We start from the raw sequence: 18,745 nt of genomic DNA, 5'->3' as shown, positions 1-18,745 counted from the left end.
CGATCATGGGCGAAAGCGATACGAGCGGCAAAGGGCAGCTGCTAACGCGGGATGACGCATCAGACAAGAAAGGCGGGGCGTACGGTGATGAACCGTATGCCCCGCCTTGGCGTAATTAATAACCGCCTAGCTGCGTCGACGCGTGCGACGCAAGCCAATGGCAAGCGCCATGAGACCAAGCGTTGCGAGCGCGTCAGAGACAGCAAACAGACTGTCGCCCGTGCCGGGCATGCCGTCCTTGGAACGCGAGACCGTATGGGCCTTATCGGTCACAGCAAGCTCAAGCGAGCCCGTGCCACTCATGGACCAGACGGCGGGGTTGCTCTCACCCACAGCGGACCAAGATCCGTCCGCGGCAACCGAGAAGGAGAACGACGCGCTCGAGGCGGTGCCGTCGCCGATCATGTAACCGGCAGGCGCCGCAGTCTCCGTCACGGTATAGGTCTCCCCGGCCACGAGCTGGGCCGAGCCAAGCGAGGCGATGCCATCGTCGCCGCTGGTAAGTTCAACGACAGATGAGCCGTCGGCAAACCGGCCTTCAACAGTAAAGACCGCACCGGGCAGCGCATCGCCGGACCCATTACGCTTGAGGAGCTTTAGGGCAAAAGCCGTATTGGTCACTGTGCCGCAGTCGAGCGGTAACTCGATGGAACCGGCCACATTATCTGCCGTAACGGTCAGTTCGTTTGTAGCGACTTCCTCGCGATCGAGGTAATAGCCAGCCGCGGGGGCGACTTCGACAAAGCGATAGGTGCCCCACGCGAGACCCGTCACCACGATGGAGCCATCCGTATCGGTTGCGCGGCCATCGCCCACATCGACCCAGTCCGAACCGCTCTTGAGCTGCAGCTTAAACGTTGCGCCGGCAATGGGCTGTCCGCCCTCGTCGACTTTGCGCATCGACACGCTACCCAGCAGCGGCTCGTTGGTAACGACGGGAGCCGAGCCGTCTGCCGTGGCGAGCACGTTGCCGACCCCATTAGCGGCATCGAGCACATCGAACGAGCTCACGAGCGAGCCGCCCGGCGCAACCGGCGCATAGCCGGTTGCGGAAACCGTCTCGATAAGCCGATAGCCGCCCTTCTTGAGGCCCGTCACCTTAAGGCAGCCGTCCGCATTTGAGGAATGCGCCGCCACTTGCGTGCCCGTCGCGTCGAGCACATATGAACAGCCGGTCTTAAGCCCGGAGATCGTCACGGAGTCAGCCTTGCCAAGCGGCGTGTAGACGAGCTCGAAGCCCGCACCGTTGACCGGAGATCCGGTCGCGGCATCGCGTTTCTCAATGGCGAGCCCCGCGTTGAACTCGTCGTTCTCGACCTTGACGGCCTTCGTCGTTCCCCTATCGCTGCCACCCAGCGTGAACTCGGTCACCGCGCCGGCCGCGCCGGGCTTCTTGGTGAGCGCGGACTCGCCCGTCTCCACCAGGTAGTAGTCGCCCGCGGGCAGGCCGTCGGACTGCCTGACAAAGTAGCCGGCGAGCGAGCCGAAGGCGCCATCGCGGTTGAGCCACTCGACGGAGCCGTCCGCACTCCACTTGCCATCGGCATCAGTCACGATCGCGGCGATTTTCACGCCGCCGCCGTCAACGGAGGAGGCATGGTAGGTGCCGCGGTAGAGGTCGAACGTCATGCCCGCGACCGGCAGCTCGGAAGAACCGTGCCTGTAGACCTTCTCCAGCGAGAACGCAGAGCGGTAGAGCGGATCGGCCACCGTGATCTTGGCGGCGGAAGCGTTGAGCTCGACGCCCTCGTGCGCGCCCCCGAGCGTCACGACGCCCTCGGCATCGATCTTAACCGTGAAGTCCGCCACGGCGACATGGCCCGCGGGCACCACGGACTCGTGGACCCGGTACGTGCCGGCGGGAAGGCCCACGAGCCAGCCCGCGTCAGCGCCGGAGCCGGACTCGCCATAGCCAGACGCAACGGTCGTGGAGACCACGCCTTCATCGGAGCGCGCCCACGTGGCCACCACATCGGAGCCGCTCGAGAGCTCGAAGGCAACGCCGTTGAGGGCGGAGCCCGCAACGGCGCCCGTGCCCGAGCCGCCCTCCACCTTATCGAACGTCAGGCGGTTGCGCACGTTGTTGGCGACGATCGCACGACCGTCAGCCACGTCCCAGCCCTCGGGGGCCCGCGAGAGCGCCGCGCCGCGCTTATCGACCACAACAAGGCGCTCGCCACGGTCGTCGAAGCGAACGTAGAGCGGCGCGTCCAGGCGCCCGTAGCCAGCCGGTGCGGCAGTCTCCTCGACACGGTAGACCTCGCCGTTGATGAGGCCGCGCAGCTCGACGGCACCGCCCACGGGGCTGACGGTCTTTGAGCCGTCGGCGCTATCGGAGAAGCGCCCGGTGACGGTAAAGGTCGCACCGGCCACGAAATCGCCCGTCGCGGCGTCCGCCTTGGAGAGAGAGACGCTGTTGGCCCGGTCCTTCATGGCGAGCGATAGCCTGCCCGTGCCGGAGAGCGACCAGATGCCGTGCTTGTAATCGCCAACGGCGGTAAAGGAACCGTCGGAGCCCACCCTGAAGGAGACGGAGGCGCTCGCAGCGGATCCGTCGCCGATCTTGTAGCCCTCGGGCGCCGCAGTCTCCGTCACGGTATAGGTCTCCCCCGCCACGAGCAGGCCATCGGGCAGCGAAGCCGTGCCGTCGGCGGCGGTCACGAGATCGTGCGCGGCCGAGCCGTCGGAGAACTCGCCCGTCACCGTAAAGCGCGCGCCCGAGAGGTGCTCGCCGTCGTCGTTTAACTTGACGAGACCGAAGCCGAGCCTCTTGTTGGTCACCGTGCCGCAATCGAGGGGCGAAACGATGGAGCCCGCCACGTTATCGGCCCCAACGGTAACGCTCTTGGTGGTGACGCTGCCGCTCATGTAGAAGCCTGCGGCAGGCGCGACCTCGGCAAAGCGATAGGTACCCCAAGCGAGACCCGTCACGGTGATGCGCCCGTCAGCGTCGGTCGTATAGAGGCCGCCCGCAACATCCGTCCAGTCGCCGCCGACAAGTCGCTGCAACTTGAACTGCGCGGACTCGATACCGCTGCCGTCGACATCGACCTTGCGCATCGACACGCTGCCGAGCAACGGCGCGTTGTCGACAACCGGGTCGGAGATAACGTTGGCGAGAGCGTCAGAGCCACCAAGGACCTTAAACTCGCGCACCACCGTGTCATCGGCCCCAATGGAGCCATAGCCAATCGCAGGCGCGGTCTCGACAAGCTGATAATTGCCCTTCTTGAGGCCCGTCACCCTGAGCGCGCCCGGCGTGGCGGGAACAGGGGCCAGGCAACCCGTGCCCGCGGCGTTAAGCGCGTACGAATAGCCGGACTTGAGCCCGCCGATAGCCACAGCATCAGTGGAGCCCAGGGGCGTGTAGCGCAGCTCGAACGCGGCGCCGTTAACGGGAGCCCGCGTGAGAGCGTCCTGCTTATGGATCTCGAGCTGAGCGTTGAACTCGCCGTTCGTAACCTTGACGGCCTTCACCGCGCCCCTGTCGTTGTCGCCAAGCGTGAACTCGGTCACCGCCCCGGCCCCATCGGGCTTCTTGGTGAGCGCGGACTCGCCCGTCTCGACCAGGTAGTACTCGCCCGCGGGCAGGCCGTCGGACTGCCTGACAAAGTAGCCGGCGAGCACGCCAAAGGCGTTCTCGTGGTTCATCCACGGAACGGAGCCATCGGCAGACCACTTGCCGTTGGCGTCCGTCATAATGTCGGCGATCTTGATGCCGCCGCCGTTGGCAGCGGAGGAATAGTACGCACCGCGATAAAGCTCAAAGCTCATACCCGCAACCGGAAGCTCGGAGGAACCGTGCCTGTAGACCTTCTTCAGCGAGAAGGCGGAGCGGTAGAGCGGGTCGGCCACCGTGACGGTCACACCGTGATCGTCAAGCGAGACGCCCTCGGGAGCGTCCACCAAAGAGACCTTGCCCTCGTCATCGATCTTGACCTTAAAGTCGCTAACGGCAAGGTGTCCAGCAGGCACACGGGGCTCGCGCACCGTATAGACACCGGCGGACAAGCCAAAGATTACACCAGCATCGGCATCGCTGCCGGCCTCGCCATAACCGCTCTTAACGGAAACGCTCACGTTTCCGTTCTCATCACGAGACCAGCTTGCAACAACGCTAGAACCCTTCAACAGCTCAAGCGTAACACCGTTAAGCGAATTCGAGGTACCGGTACCGTTACCCGCGGCGTCAACCTTGTTAAAGCTCAAACGCGTCTTGCTGTCGAGCGCGGCAATCGCCTCGTTTTCGGCGATTTCCCAGCCGCTCGGAACACTCTCGAGCGCGTTGCCTTGGGCGTCCACCACGGAAAGCTTGCTACCGGCAGCATCAAACTTGACGTACAGGCTGGAGCTCAGGCGCCCGTAGCCAGCCGGTGCGACAGACTCTTCGATACGGTAGATCTCGCCGCCAATGAGACCACTCAGCGTAACCGCACCGCTGGTGGGCTGCACCGTCTTGGCATCCTCACCCGTATCGGAGAACTTACCATACACGGTAAACGTCGCACCCGAAACAAACACGTGCGAGCTCGCGTCGGCCTTGGAGAGCGAAACGGCATTGGCCGTGTCCTTCATGGTGAGCTCAAGCGTGCCCGTGCCCGCCGCAGACCACACGGTGTCGGTATAGGTGCCGTCAGCCGCAAAGGTGCCGTCAGCCTTGACGGTAAAGCGGCAGGACGCGCTTGCCGCAGAGCCGTCGCCGATCTTGTAGCCCGCAGGGGCCTCGGTCTCGGTCACGGTATAGGTGTTACCCACGATCAGTTGCGCAGACCCCAGCGAGGCCAGGCCGTTCGCATCGGTTACGAGCTCCTTGGAAGTCGTGCGATCGGCAAACTCGCCCCTAACGACAAAGCGCGCGCCCGGCAAATCGTCATGGGAATAGTTAACCTTGCGAATCTTAAGCCCGAGCACATGATTGGTAACGGTTCCGCAGCTCAAAGGCGTAGTAACGGAGCCCTCAACATTGCTTGCAGAGATGGTGATCTCATTGGTTGCAACAGTGCCAGAACCCACGTAGTAACCGTCCGCGGGGGCAACCTCCACAAAGCGGTAGGTACCCCAAGCGAGATCGGATACCGTAATGGCACCATTGCTAACGGTCACAAGAACATCACCGTCAACATCGATCCAATTATCACCGTCACGGCGCTGCAGCTTGAACTTTGCACCCGGAACGGCGGTGCCGTTGTCGTCGACCTTGTTCATCGACACGCTACCCAGATACGGTTCGTTGGTAACAACCGGGGCCTCTCCGCCGTTGGGTGCCAGGACGTTGGACGAGCCGTTTTGGTCGTCCGCAACGTCAAACGTAGCCACGACGGCCTCACCGTCGCCACGCGCCTTATAGCCTGTAGCCGGCGCGACCTCGACAAGCTGGTAGCTGCCCTTCTTGAGTCCGGAGACTTTAAGGTCACCATCGGAGGCATAGGACGTCTTGCTCGAATCGAGCGCCGTACCCGTGCCATCAAGAGCATAAGATTGGCCGCTCTTGAGTCCCGTGATCTCAACGGGAGAGGTCGTATTCATCGGCGTATAGACCAGCTTAAACGTTGCCCCGCTAATGGCCGCATTGGTCTTGGAATCGCGCTTGGCAATGGCGAGCCCCGCGTTGAACTCATCGTTCTTGACATCGAACGAAAAAGTATTGCCGCTGTCGCCCAGCGTGAACTTTTTCACCGCGCCGGCCGCGCCGGGCTTCTTGGTAAGCGCGGACTCGCCCGTCTCGACCAGGTAGTATTTGCCCGCGGGCAGGCCGTCGGACTGCCTGACAAAGTAGCCGGCGAGCACGCCAAAGGCGTCATCGTGGTTCATCCACGGAACGGAGCCATCGGCAGACCACTTGCCGTCGGCGTCCGTCACGATCTCGGCGATCTTCACACCGCCGCCGTCAACGGAGGAGGCATCGTAGGTGCCGCGGTAGAGGTCGAACGTCATGCCCGAGACCGGCAGCTCGGAATCTCCGTGCCTGTAGACCTTCTCCAGCGAGAAGGCGGAGCGGTAGAGCGGGTCGGCCACCGTGATCTTGGCGGCGGAAGCGTCGAGCTCCACGCCCTTGTGCGTCACGACGCCATCGACGCCGATCTTGACCGTGAAGTCCGCCACGGCGACATGGCCCACAGGAACAGCAGCCTCGTGAACCTTGTACTCCCCTGCCGGCAAACCCACAATCCAGCCAGCGTTTTCGCCGGCGCCAGCCTTGCCATAACCGTCCTCCACAGTAACGGAGACAGCGCCATTCTCATCGCGCGACCACGTAGCGACCTTCTTGCCAGTGCTATCCAGGACCTCCAACTTCACGCCGTTGAGCTTCGTATCGGCGGCAATGCCCGTACCGCTTCCGCCCTCGACCTTGTCAAACGTCAAGCGCGTCGCAGCGTTGGTAAGCGAGCCATTATTATTTTGAGCGTTATACCAACCGGCAACGGACCCGTCGACCTCTTTCACGCTGTAGGAATACACCTTGCCGTTCTGGTCGGTCTGGGGCAATCCCGTAAACTCGTAGGTCCAGGTGCCATCTTCATTCTTGGTCCACTTAGGCGCCGCATCACGCAGGGCGCCAGTGGCATCGGCAACCTTGACTAGTTCCTCGCTGCCACCCTCAACCTTTCGATACAAATTGAGCTCAATACCGCAGGTAGAAGGATCAAGCGTCGAAGCAAGCCCCGAGCCCCAGTCATTCCAAGTCTTAGTACCGCTGACGGAAGTCGTCACCAGCTTGTTTACATAATTCTGGGTTCCGCCATCGGCCGTAGCCGGCACAAGCTCAAGACGCATCGACCCGTCGGCGCTCGTGGCCAGAACATCACTCGGAGCGGTCGTAGCCAGATAGCTACCCTTAACCAGCTCCACAGCGCGATACTGATATGTCGCGTCCGCACCAACGCCCTTAGCAGGTAAATTGTCAAACGAAACGTCGGTATCGGCAGTTCTAACAACCTTCGTAAGCAGGTTGCCGTTAAGGACCGAGTCGTCGTTGAACGGGCTACTTACAACGGACCCGTACTTGGTAAACCACTTCCACGTATCCCCGCCATCAGAAGAGCGCTGCAGAACAAACGTCGTAGCCCAGGAGTCATTTGGAGAAGACGTGCCCGGACGTGTTACCCAAGCGTTGTCGCCATCATCCCAAGTCTTGCGAACCTTTATCGAAGTCGTTGTACCCTTCAACTCGTTGGTAATGTTCGATTTCCAGGTTGAGCTTCCAGATGCATGCTCTTCAGTCTGAGAGGGCAGGTAGATGCTCGCCCCGCTATCCCTTACTGAGTAGTTTCCGTTCTTATCGCAGTCAAGATAGACCTTGACCTTAGACTCCCGCTGCTGCTCATAGACCAGAAGGCTTTCGACAACGCGATATTCAACGTTAACCGCAGAAGAACCGGTACCGAGAGAGAGCGGGAGCATGGTCCAATGGCTTTTGAAGTTGTAGGGACCCTTGCCGTCATTTTCCATTGGCGTCAGCTGATCGACCGTTTTAGGAACGCCAGAACCATTAGAAAGCGTATAGCACGTCAGGCCGGTATCTATGTTGTTGACCGTGTCTATATAGCTCGACGCGGTACCCACGTTAACACCATGAGCGGTAAAGAACGTGCCCGCTTCCATCCAATCAGAGTCGGTGCCAGCCTCTCGCGCCTGGAGTGTAAAGTACTGGATCGGCCGTTGCTTCCAATCATCAAGAGCATCCCACTGCTTGGAAAAACCAACCTGGCCATTCAGGACGTTGGTGATATTGGGGAGCAAGCCTGGATCGGAGAGGCACGAGCCGCCGTTACCGTTTATGCAATATTGATACGGCGTCACCGTCTCACGAACGTCATATCGCCACAGGGTACCATCGGGCGCCCATTTTTCGAGGTTCTTGATGGTATAGGTCCAAGAACCTGTATCAGAAGATTTGTCCCAGGAGATATAGTTCTCCAGATCAGGATTATCGCACTGGAGATTGACCAGGCCAGCATCAAGGTCCTCATCCAAGGTGCCGTTCTGGTATTTACGCGTCAACTCGATCGTGATCGAATCAGGCCGCGTGCTAAACACGTTATTACGGTCTTGCCAGATCTTTTTACCCGTAAGCGTCGCTGTAGCAGGCTCATAGGCGTTCTTAAACGTCACGTCGGGTTCAGTGCCAGCTTCTTTAAGCACGACGGTGGGGCCCATGGAGAGGGCACCGGTCACGTCCGTGGGAAGCGACACGCCGTTGGCGGTCGCCCACTCATCCGAAGACTTAAAACCGGAAGCATCGGCGGCAAGCTCGCCCTTGCCGCTCGTGGCGGTGTAGCCGTTGGGCACAACCTCAACGGCAACGTATCGCCACTTGGCACCTGAGGGCGCGTAGATGTCGAGGTTGTCAAACGTGACAGCACCGGACTCGGTGCCATGATTGACGTCCTCGCCCTTGAGCGTCTGCTCAGCCACAAAGGTCAGAGCGCTCTTGGAGTCATCATCCTTGACGTAGTAGCGGTACAGTCTAAACGTCGAGTCGGGATACTTGGTGTCAACGTCGGCACGCCCCGTAAAGACCTTGTGCAGCGTGAGCTTGCTCTGCTTAGACTTATAGGTATTCCTGATCGAGAAGTCCGTATATCTAATATCGTAGACCTTGTCAAAGGCCTTATCGAGTTCGCTTTCGGGCTTGAGGTCCCAGCCAGGCTTACCAACAATGCCATCGATGACCTCGCGCACACGGTACTCAATGCGACGTCCCTCGGCATCATAGGCCGCGAGCTTATTATCGCTCGGCAGAGCGTTGCTATTGGAATTGTCCCCGTACTGGCCGATGCTGAACGTCCAGTTGTTGCCGTCTTTCTCAAGGCTGTCCGTCCAGGCCACAGCAGTCTTGCCGTCAAGGATCTCCTGACCAGAGTCGGTCTTACCCGTATTAGAGCTGGCCACGGTATAGCCCTTTGCCTGCGTATCATCCACATTCAGTGCAAGGCCAGACCAAGGCAAAGCAGCGCCATCGGTCCAGTTGCCGTTAGCTCCGTACGAACCCGCAAGCAGGCGGCGCTGCACGTAGATAGAAATCGCCGGCAGGTCGTCTTTGGAGTAACCGACAGGGACGTTCTCCCACAGCTTCTCACCCGAGACCGTTACCGAGCCGTGGATATGGAAATTGAACGTCGAGTCCTCACGGTAAACGAGCTGCTGGTCGTTGTCTGCAAGGAGGCAATCGGCAAACGATCCAACCTCGTCATCTGCCTTATCCCACGAGCCGGGGTCCTTTGTATAGGAATCCTTCGAAACCGTATCGTCATCATAGTAGTCGAGCGCGCCCTTGGTGTCATCCAGGACATTCATATCCACACGCGCGTAATAGACGTACTGTCCGCCGTTGCCGTCGTACTTGGGAAGGTTCTTGAACGTGGCGTATTGGGTAAAGTCACCCTTGGTGTCGTTGCGCAGGCGATCGGCTGGGTCGGACGACACCCACTCAAAGTGGCCGTCGTACTCGGAAGGAGAAACCGACGAGAGCGTAATTACGGGATTTCCATTGCCATCTTTAATGATATTGCCGTTATCGTCATACGTATAAGCCGCACGATACAGCACCAGCTTAACGTCAGGGCGCTGGTTGAGGACGTCCTTGACGTAGTGGTCAAACCACTTGGTATGGAACGTCACGTCCTTGGTGCCCGTACGCTTGTTAGTAAACGAATAGTTGAGCTGGTCTTCCTGATGCCAGGGCGAACCGAAGTCTGTGCTCGAAAGTCCGCCGACGGATCGATAGTCACCGGCATTGACGATATTCTCCTCGACCTTCCAATCAACGATGGCGCCGGAAAGATCGTACTTAGGAAGTCCCACGACGGAGAAGAAGGATGAGGCCTTGTTCACATCGACCGTAAAGGTAATGGACTTTGAATCCTCTGAAACAATCACATCGGTGTTTTCGGAGGCGTCAGCAGACCCAGTTAGCGAGCTAAAGTTGCCCTCCGAATCTTTTTTCTTTAGAGGCTGGTCGATTTTACCGGCAACCCTAACGAACAGCTCCCGACTGTTGTCACAGACAAACGTAAACTCGGAGCTCGATGCGGGCGCAGAGATTGTTATCTGAGCCTTGGGGCGCTTGCTCTCAGCAGATCCAGCGTCAGCCCAGGTCTTATCGATAGAGATATCCACCGAACCAACGCGGCGATTCGTGACCTCGAGAGAATTTTTATCGCGATTTTCCCCATACGATACCTCATACGAAAAGCCCTGCGAAAGGTTCTTGGAGATCATGCGAGTAGAGGTATCTGTCTCAGGCCAATTTCTAAGCAGCGAACCATAGGCCGCAATCTCCTCGGAAGAGCCGTATGTAGCCCTGCGAACAGCAGTATCGCGATCGATGACCTCATATTCTAGGTCGTCTGGTGTATCGCTGCTATTAAGCGTAGACAGCTCTCTGATAGAGACGTCATCCTTGGAAAGCCCGCCAACTGGGACATTTAATTCGTCGTACCAAGAGTTCTCTTCGTTAAGGGTGACCTTATTAATCAGTTCACCCTCTCTATAGGCCAACTGTTCATCCCTTTGAGAAACGATATCGTGCTTCGCATACAGGCCAATCTCAACAGGCACGCGGGAGGCAGCGTTGCCGCTATCAAGCCATTTCTTGGAGACAGCAAATTTCGAACTGGAGGCATTGCCTTCAATCACGGGCCGGTTATAAAACTTGGTATAGATTTTGCGAGACTCGGGGTCGATACCGCGAACCGTATGGTCTAGGTTAAAGCCATCCACCGATTCCTCAAGAAAGAGGTAGTCGTACTTAGACCCGTTGTCGTCATATTTGGGTAGACGGATAAACTCAACATGCCAAGGACTCGTCTCCCACCAGCCAAGCTCCCAGGAAGAGCCAGGAATCGTCTGAAGATTGGGCGTGGGATCAACGCGACCGTCCAGCTCAATCGTTGTAAGCAGCGAATCGTTGCGGATTACCTTGACCGTTACCTTTGGAGCAACGCCATTACCACATTGTTTGGCATCCTGTGTCCAAATAGGATTGCCCTCGGCATCAAGGGCCTGCCAATACTTATCAACGGTCGCATCAACTGTATCCACGTAGCTGTTGACAAAACATTTCTCTTTAGCATCATATTCGCCATAACAGAAAAGGAGATTCTGGTTGCCGTTAGCATCAGTAAACGTGCCATAAAACTGAAACGGGCCGTCCGGTGTGGTAGGCAAGGCAGAGAACCGGTCAGGATCCTGCGTGTCCAGCACCTCAACCTCTTGCCAGCGGTAAACGTACTCGTTGCCCAGCTCGTCATATCGGGGCAGGCCGCTCTTCGAGAAGGACTGCTCAGAATTCTCGGCGCTCCAGCCGTTAAGCGTGACGCGACCGTCAGCGACGTCGTTCCAGGTATAGGTGCCGATAAGCGAGCCATCAGCTCCATACATGGGATCTTCGTTAGAGAACCACTGTCCGTTGTTGTATGTAGCATGCTCTTTAAGGATGCGCTGGAGCTGAAAGCTCACCTCGACGGTACCGAGCTGATCTTGATAGGCGCCGATATCCCAGCGCTTCTTGGCGCTAACGGTTACGGTCTCAGCACGACGATTGGTGAGCGTACCGCCGTTGTAGACGCCAAAGTTGTCGGAATCGGAGCGCATCCATCCATCAAGCAAATACTCGGTGTATGTATCGCTTGCACTGAAATAGTTGGGACCGAGATCGCCCGACGTGTTGCCCTCGTTGTCGACCTTGCCGAACACATGCTCATAACCCGCGAGGGTCGACTCGCGGAGCTGGTAGATATAGGGGTAGCCCTCGGGATCGTACTTGGCAAACTGCGTGAAGCCATCGGTGCCGTACTTATTGAGCAACATCTTCCCAAGGTCCATCTTAGCGTTGTTGATGGAACCGTCTTCACTGTTGTAGCTCGCGCCCAGCTTATTATTCTGCTCGGCCGTGACCTCGAGCTTTACGAACTCGCCTTTGCGATCACCCGTCATCACGACCACCTGCGCCGCGCTCCGCGCATCGTTGCCGGGCCTTGCGGAATAGCGCCACAGGGTATAGGTGGCCGCAGGGCGCGAAATCTCGTTGCCATTGGAATCGGTCGAACCGGGCACGTAGTCGTCGAGCCAGACCTTGGTAGCCTCAAACCGCGTGGTGCCCGTATGGCGCACCGTCATAGTACCGCCGCTGTAGCACGCGGAGATATCGCTCGCATAGTCGGGAACAACCTTGTTGTCGTAGGAGACCTCGTAGGCATCGCGATAGCCGGAGGTGCCGGAGTTATCTATTGTCTGCTGGATCAGGCGGTACTTCATCGACACGCCGGATGGATGGTAGGCCGGCATGCGACCGCTTATAACATAGTTGTTGGAAGCATTGTCATTCCAGGTAACACTAAAGAGCTGGTGTTCGATGAGCTGCAGAAGACCGTCCCCGTTGATATTGCTTACATCCTTGTCGTCAGACGCACCCATATGCCGCGCAGCCGTAAGGGTCAGGTACTTACCCCATCTCGAATACCAGCCATTATCGCCGGAAAGGTTGTGATCTACCATATCGTTGCCGATGTGGACATCGACGTTGAAGCTAACGTTTTTGAGCATCATCAGACATTCTTTGGCATAGGGCTCCACATAGTCCGTACGGTCACTCAGCATGGAGGAGTCGGGCACGATGTAGTCGCCAGACTCAGAGCTCTGCGAAGGGTCGGCGTTGGAGTTAGGATAGAGCGTCGAGCCAGTTTTGACTTCCACGGCCCCACCGCCAGCCGTCACGTGGGAAATTGCATACGTGATGGGCTGTTCTTGCGCCGTGCCGTCGTCCGTTCGCGTCACGACCTTGGCGGGAAGCTTGCCTGCGAGTACCACAGACGCCTCGTATTCGGAGACCGTGGACGCTGCAACGCTTACCAAGTGGCCATCGGTCTTGGCGGCATCGAGGGTCTCCTGGGTAAATCCGAGCTGCGTGGCCGCTTCATCGGACAGGTTATCTCCGTCCTTGGTGAGCGCCACATAGGTCTTACCGCCATCAAGAGAATAGAACACACGGTATTCGTTTCGATTCTGGAGAGCCTCCGCGGACGGGCGGTTGGCGTTGTTGTTATCGGCCCAAAACGTGGTGAACGTGATCTTGCTGCCGTAAGAATCCACAGGAGTCACCGCAGAAACCGGATCCTGGGAGGTGCCCGCCACAGTGACGGCAACCGTTGAGGAAGCATCGGCCCTATCAATCCCAAGAAGCCCCTCAACATGGGAGCGCGCGGGAATAGTGAGCTCGCAAGTGCGCACGCCCTCGGTCTGCGTCTGTTGTATCGCCCAGTCAAGCGTTGACTCCTCGTCTTTAAGGAGCGCGGAATCGAGCAGTACATCGGCATCGACGGCAAAGGACTCTTGAGCCTCAAAGGAAAGGTCGGCATCGGTCTGCTCGTCATGCGGAGTAGCGAAAGCCACAGTAAGCTTAGAGGCAGTGAGCTGTGCATACCCAAGGCGGATGCGCGTGGTATTGCCCTCAGCGTCCAAGCGATAGAGGGCAATGCGCTTGATGCCATCATGGTCCTGGAGCTTGGCCGAATCGAGGTCGAAAGTGAGCCCGGCGGGAAGATCGACGGTAAAGGTGTCGCCTTCAAGCAGCGCCGTGTTGAGAACACACTTGATGTTGAGCGAGGCAGGCAGCTGCACAGGAATTTCCTCGATGGGGCCTGCTCCAGCAAGCTCTCCCAGGCGCTTGTCAAAGGCAAGGCCCTCGGAGGATACCGTGAGCGCGCTGGCATCGTGCGACCAGTCGCGCGGGACCACGTCAACGGCATCCTGGTTGCCAGAAGTGTCCTCGTTGGAGGCGGTGGTGTTGTTGGAAGTGTTTGAGTCAGACTTGTCGTCGTTCGAAGCACTCGCGCTAGCCTCATCCGAACTATCGCTCGACGAGACGCCCGATGCGGCGTCCGAGCCGGTCTTGTCATCCGACTCCCTCGCCGCATCGGTCTCGGTAAACGGTTGGACAATGTCCTGCCACGACTGGGCGTCCTCAAGCGTAAGGGCAACCGCGCTGGCAACGCCGTTACCCAAAAGGGCCTCGACGCACATGATAAAAGTGAGGGCAAAAGCCAAAGCACGCTTAATCTGCCTCATCCCAACCTACTTTCGGTATTAGTGTCCTAGAACTCATATTTTACCGAAACAACAACCGGAGAAAAATAGGATTAAAGAAAGGCGGAGCACTACTTGCCCAGGCGAAATGCTCGTCTGGGCATTTTCAGACTGATTAAATGCAACATCCATCTGCTTGAAAGCGACATCACGAACCGTGCTGCCCTGTGCGGTCAAAGTCGTGAACTACCGTGCAGTTTTACGTTTATATGCGCAGCTTTTCCCTCTCACAAGCTGTGTTTTCTCCGATCATTCCCTGCCGAGATGTAGTATTGCTTCTTGTTTTCATACATTTGCGCATCTGCGGCTTTCAGAAGCGACTCAAAATCCGTGTCCTTTGTGCCGCTTATCGTCGTACCGAGGGACGCGGTAGCCCCCAGTTGGCTTTTTGCCGTTTCCAGTAGTTTCTGAAACGCCGGATGTGTGATGTTTGGCAGAACCGCAATGAACTCATCTCCGCCAAGCCGATACACATGACGCTTTCCGAACACAGATTTCAGCGTCTGTGCGGCCTGCACAATGGCTTTATCACCGGCGTCATGTCCCTTTTGGTCATTTATTTCCTTTAGGCCATTTAGGTCGCACATGACAACCGCCAGGGGAAAATACTTCTCCAGCTTTTCTGCGTACGCCCAATCCAGTGCTTTTCTGTTTTTACAATCTGTGAGCTGGTCATATAACGCACTGTGCTCCAGTGCATTCGCATTATCGCGCAGTCTTATCATAAAAGAGACCATAAACTCGATCATATCCATCTCATTCGAGATCTCGTGCAGTTTCTCTTTGGGAGGATTGTCCACACCGTAGAATCCGACCATCTTGCCGTTGATTTTGATTGGCCCTGTCACAAGGGTATTGACACCCTGAGGTTTCAGCCGTTCATAGATGGCTTCGTTTGTTTTTTTGCATTCTTCAATGTCATAGATGATGGCATTGTTAGATTCTTGATATTGTGCAAACCATGTTTCAATGATGCCTTCATACGGCACATCCTGCAGGTTATCTTTTTCTTTGGGTACGCCCGCTTTGCACCACTCGTAGGTGTTGTCAAACGTTCCGCGGTCATTCTGTTCAAAGATGTACGCTCGATCGGCGGTCACACGCTGTCCGATATACTCCACCAGTTGATTCAGTACTTTGTCCGGAGTTGCTTCTGAAGCGGCATACCGAACCATGTCCGTGAGGAATCTCTCGTAATTCAGGAGTCGTTCCTGCGATTCGCGCTTGCTGACTTCCAACGCTTCCATTTCCTTATGGTACAGAATTATCTGGAGCTTGCTTCGCATCATCGTGGCAGTCAGAAACATGCTCAGCACCCCGTACAAAATAACATTCACGAGGTTTTTGGATAGAATTGGGTTGTGCTGCGCAAAGAAAGCAAGTCCGATATAGAGCAGCATGCTGCTCAGAATCAGCCCGTTCATGACCGCCGCTCTAGCGGTAAACAGCAGCGGCGCTACCATCATGAACACAATGTAGTTGACCGTGAGCTCCTCCGGCGTAATCAGCGTTCCCGTAATAATGCCAAACAGCAGCAGCGCGGCAAAAAAGCTGTATACAACCAGCTCTTTCCCCAAGAAGCTTCTAAGTTGACAACGAGAAATGCAAAAATAGAGCAAAGAAAGGAACGTATAGGCCAGATACACCCATTTATATTTTCCGATACTCAGAGAAACCGCACTCAGCAGCGTTATGACTCCAAAGGCAACAAGCGCCACAACAGAATACAGCCGCATGGCTTTCCAGTTTTCTTCCCATGCATTCTGTTTTACTTTCTCATAATCACAACGACTAAACATAAACAAGGAAACGATATTATTCATACGTGTATTTTCAATCTCTGTTTTATTGCTACTTTGCCTGTCCATAACAAACATCTGAATATCCATCAGAATCAGGCCATAGTCACCGGGTTCAAAACAACCTAAATTAGGTTTTATCACTCTCCCGCAATAATTCAAGAAAACCGATACCGATCTTTCGGGTATCGCCGGGCGTATTTACTCAGATCCATCCCAATCAATCGAACATCACACTACGGATAGACGACCTGAGCGGCAAGGGAGCCCCAGGGGATGCCGCACTAAGACAAACGGGTCTCTAGGCTCGAAAGGCCGTTCAGGGTCAGGTCGTTGGCGACCGCCGAGACGCGCTCGATGGGAACCGATCCGTCGGACAATGCCCACGTGCGATAGATACCGATAATACCGGACAGCAGAAACGCCAGGTAGTAATCGAACATCTCGTCCTTGAGACCTTGGGGCAGCAGATCGCGCTCGGCAATCTCATGTTCGAGCGGCGCACGAAGACGAGCCATAAAGTCGTCGAGCGGAATGTTTTCAATCAGCTGGCGATTGAGCACCAAATTGTTGCACAGCGCCTCGTTAACGGTTTTGAAGAAGGTCGCCGCCGCTCCGAGTGCGCGCTCGTTGGTGTTACCGCCCATAGAGGAAAGCGTCTTCTCGACTGAGTCGACAATCATCTCGACCACATCCACGGCAATGGCATCGAGCAAGCCGTCCACCGTGCCAAAGTGCACATAGAAGGTCTTACGGTCGACATTTGCCTCGCGCGCGATGGCGCTCACCGTAATATCGGCGAGGGGCTTTTCCATCAGCAGTCGCTCGAATGCCGAAAGAATCGCATTGCGACTGCGAACGATGCGGCGGTCAAGGCGCGGTTTAGTGGTGGCCATAGACGTGTCCCCTTCATGTCAACTGCCCACCTATAGCTCCTGTACAAGTGGGAGATAATCAACGTAAGAGGATTATCCTACATCTAGCATCGCAATGACGAGCATCATTAAGAACGCACGACTCACCATCTGGGCTCTAGGGCCGCTTCATTTTATTGAGCGCCGCAGGGGAAACGCGGATACCGTCGCCAGTCTGACGAACATAGGTCTTCCGTGCCGGTTTAGAGGCCACAGTAGTCTTTTGAGCATGCTGATTGGGGTCCACGGTAACCTGAGAGGCTGGATGTGCCTTAACGGACGCAGAAGGCTTCTGAGGAGTGCGCCCGAGCTTGCACATCATACGGTCCCAGCGCGCATGGATACTCTCGTTATGAGCGCTCTTAAGGCCCAAAAGAGGGGCGGCCAAAATGGTCGGAGCGATAAAGGTGATCAGACGCCAAAGCAGATAGCCGGCAGTCGCTGCCGTGCCAAAAAAGTGACCCAGGAACAGCGCGAAGCCGCCCTCGGCACCACCGGTGCCGCCAGGCAGCGGGACGGCGGAGCTCAACAGCTGTACAAAAGCACTCGCCGCCATGACCGAGAAAAAGTCAACGTCGTACTGACCAAAGGCAAGCATCAAAAAATACGGAACCAGGTAGAAAAACGCCAGCTGCAACATGGTGATGACGACCGTGAGCAGCATGGACGAAAAATGGCCGGCAGAGAGTTTGAATTTCTCGGAGAACGAGTAGATCTCGCCATCGACAAAGGTACGCCAGCCCTCGATCTTAGTAGCGGAAACGCCCATGCGCTCGAGCCAATTGATAATACAATGTGCGACGCGCGTGACGGTCTTGGGCATCAACGCCACGGCAAAGATGCCGAGAAGAATGCAGCAGTGGCCGCCAAAACTAAAGACGCAAAGCAGCGTCATGTCGCCATAGCGCTCGGCGAAAAACGGCATGCGGGCGAGCAGCAGAATGGCACCCCATGCCACCAAACCAAACTGGTACACGATAAAGCGGGTGAACTGCGTGGCACCCGCTTCGCCCACATTTTGGCCGGCTTTGGTCAGGCGATAAATCTGGGCAGGCGTGGAGCCCATCATCATGGGCGTCAGGTTGCCAAAGAAGATGCCGCTCGCCTCGACCGAAATGAGGTCGCGGATGCCGACAGGCGAATTGGGATCGAGCCATACGGCAATCGCGTACGCCACGATGCCAAAAAACAAGTATAGGAACATGCAGAAGCACGCGGCAGCGAGCCACGGCGCCTGAACGCTAGCCATGGCGGCCCAGAACTGACCCATCTGACCGGTCACGACCAAATAGACGATATAGCCCACCAGCACAATGCCAATAAAGATGGCACCACGACGTGCGCTCTTGTTGTCATCGCCGCCCGAAACATCGACTTGAGGCTTTGGGGTATGCTGAGAGGACTCCGTCATGAGGCTCCTTCTGACCGTCAATGTATCTGGCCTATTGTACCCGTCTGGGAGATAAGCAAAACGTAAAGCTATGGGGCAAATGGGATTAACAGACAAGCCCGCAGGTAATAAAAAACCCGCCCTTCGAAAAGAAGGCCGGGTATCCAAAACTTGGTAGCCCGTACCAGATTCGAACTGGTGATCTCCGCCTTGAGAGGGCGGCGTCCTAAACCGCTAGACGAACGGGCCATAAGCCTCAGCAGAAAAGAAGTGGTAGCCCGTACCAGATTCGAACTGGTGATCTCCGCCTTGAGAGGGCGGCGTCCTAAACCGCTAGACGAACGGGCCACATGACATCTGCACTGCCGTGCTGCGAGGATATATATTACGGGACAAAAAACGCGAGCGCAAGAAGAAATTCCAAATTGGCCAAATTTTGTCGTGAGGTTATGGAACACACAGGTCAACCTGGGGTAGCTAATTTGGGACGGGGCTTTTTTAGCTACCCCTGCCAAAATCACGATTTTTAGTCCTATTGACAGCGGGGTAGCTAAAAA

4 protein-coding genes and 2 tRNA genes are annotated in these 18,745 nt (G+C 56.8%); all 6 read right to left on the bottom strand.

The genetic code is table 11. From position 1 onward, the window contains the following. Nucleotides 1-126 precede the first annotated feature (126 nt). Nucleotides 127-14,067 carry a SpaA isopeptide-forming pilin-related protein gene (locus ACTNBB_RS02805; RefSeq protein WP_441056206.1) on the bottom strand — a complete coding sequence of 4,647 codons (13,941 nt, stop codon included), beginning with the start codon at nucleotides 14,065-14,067 and terminating at the stop codon, nucleotides 127-129. 245 nt (nucleotides 14,068-14,312) lie between these two features. Beyond that, complete coding sequence (locus ACTNBB_RS02800; protein ID WP_441056205.1) at nucleotides 14,313-15,974, bottom strand: sensor domain-containing diguanylate cyclase; 1,662 nt, start codon at nucleotides 15,972-15,974, stop codon at nucleotides 14,313-14,315. Between the two features lie 194 nt (nucleotides 15,975-16,168). Beyond that, nucleotides 16,169-16,780 (bottom strand): TetR/AcrR family transcriptional regulator, encoded by a 612-nt coding sequence (locus ACTNBB_RS02795; RefSeq protein ID WP_154515566.1) that lies wholly within the window; start codon nucleotides 16,778-16,780, stop codon nucleotides 16,169-16,171. A 136-nt stretch (nucleotides 16,781-16,916) separates the two neighbouring features. Continuing rightward, on the bottom strand, nucleotides 16,917-18,209 hold the full coding sequence (locus ACTNBB_RS02790; RefSeq protein WP_441056204.1) for a lysylphosphatidylglycerol synthase transmembrane domain-containing protein: 1,293 nt from the start codon (nucleotides 18,207-18,209) through the stop codon (nucleotides 16,917-16,919). A gap of 151 nt (nucleotides 18,210-18,360) precedes the next feature. Beyond that, nucleotides 18,361-18,437: transfer RNA gene (locus ACTNBB_RS02785), tRNA-Glu, on the bottom strand. 22 nt (nucleotides 18,438-18,459) lie between these two features. Continuing rightward, nucleotides 18,460-18,536: transfer RNA gene (locus ACTNBB_RS02780), tRNA-Glu, on the bottom strand. Nucleotides 18,537-18,745: the final 209 nt, after the last annotated feature.

This window comes from Collinsella sp. HCP28S3_B9 (genome assembly GCF_052066095.1).
Classification (GTDB): domain Bacteria; phylum Actinomycetota; class Coriobacteriia; order Coriobacteriales; family Coriobacteriaceae; genus Collinsella.
Note: the sequence above shows the minus strand (reverse complement) of the source record. Positions and strands in the feature narration are given on the sequence as shown.

What these genes read in the sequence shown, in the direction of transcription:
- ACTNBB_RS02805 (WP_441056206.1), bottom strand. Translation starts at nt 14,067, where the DNA reads ATGAGGCAGATTAAGCGTGCTTTGGCTTTTGCCCTCACTTTTATCATG.
- ACTNBB_RS02800 (WP_441056205.1), bottom strand. Translation starts at nt 15,974, where the DNA reads ATGGATATTCAGATGTTTGTTATGGACAGGCAAAGTAGCAATAAAACA.
- ACTNBB_RS02795 (WP_154515566.1), bottom strand. Translation starts at nt 16,780, where the DNA reads ATGGCCACCACTAAACCGCGCCTTGACCGCCGCATCGTTCGCAGTCGC.
- ACTNBB_RS02790 (WP_441056204.1), bottom strand. Translation starts at nt 18,209, where the DNA reads ATGACGGAGTCCTCTCAGCATACCCCAAAGCCTCAAGTCGATGTTTCG.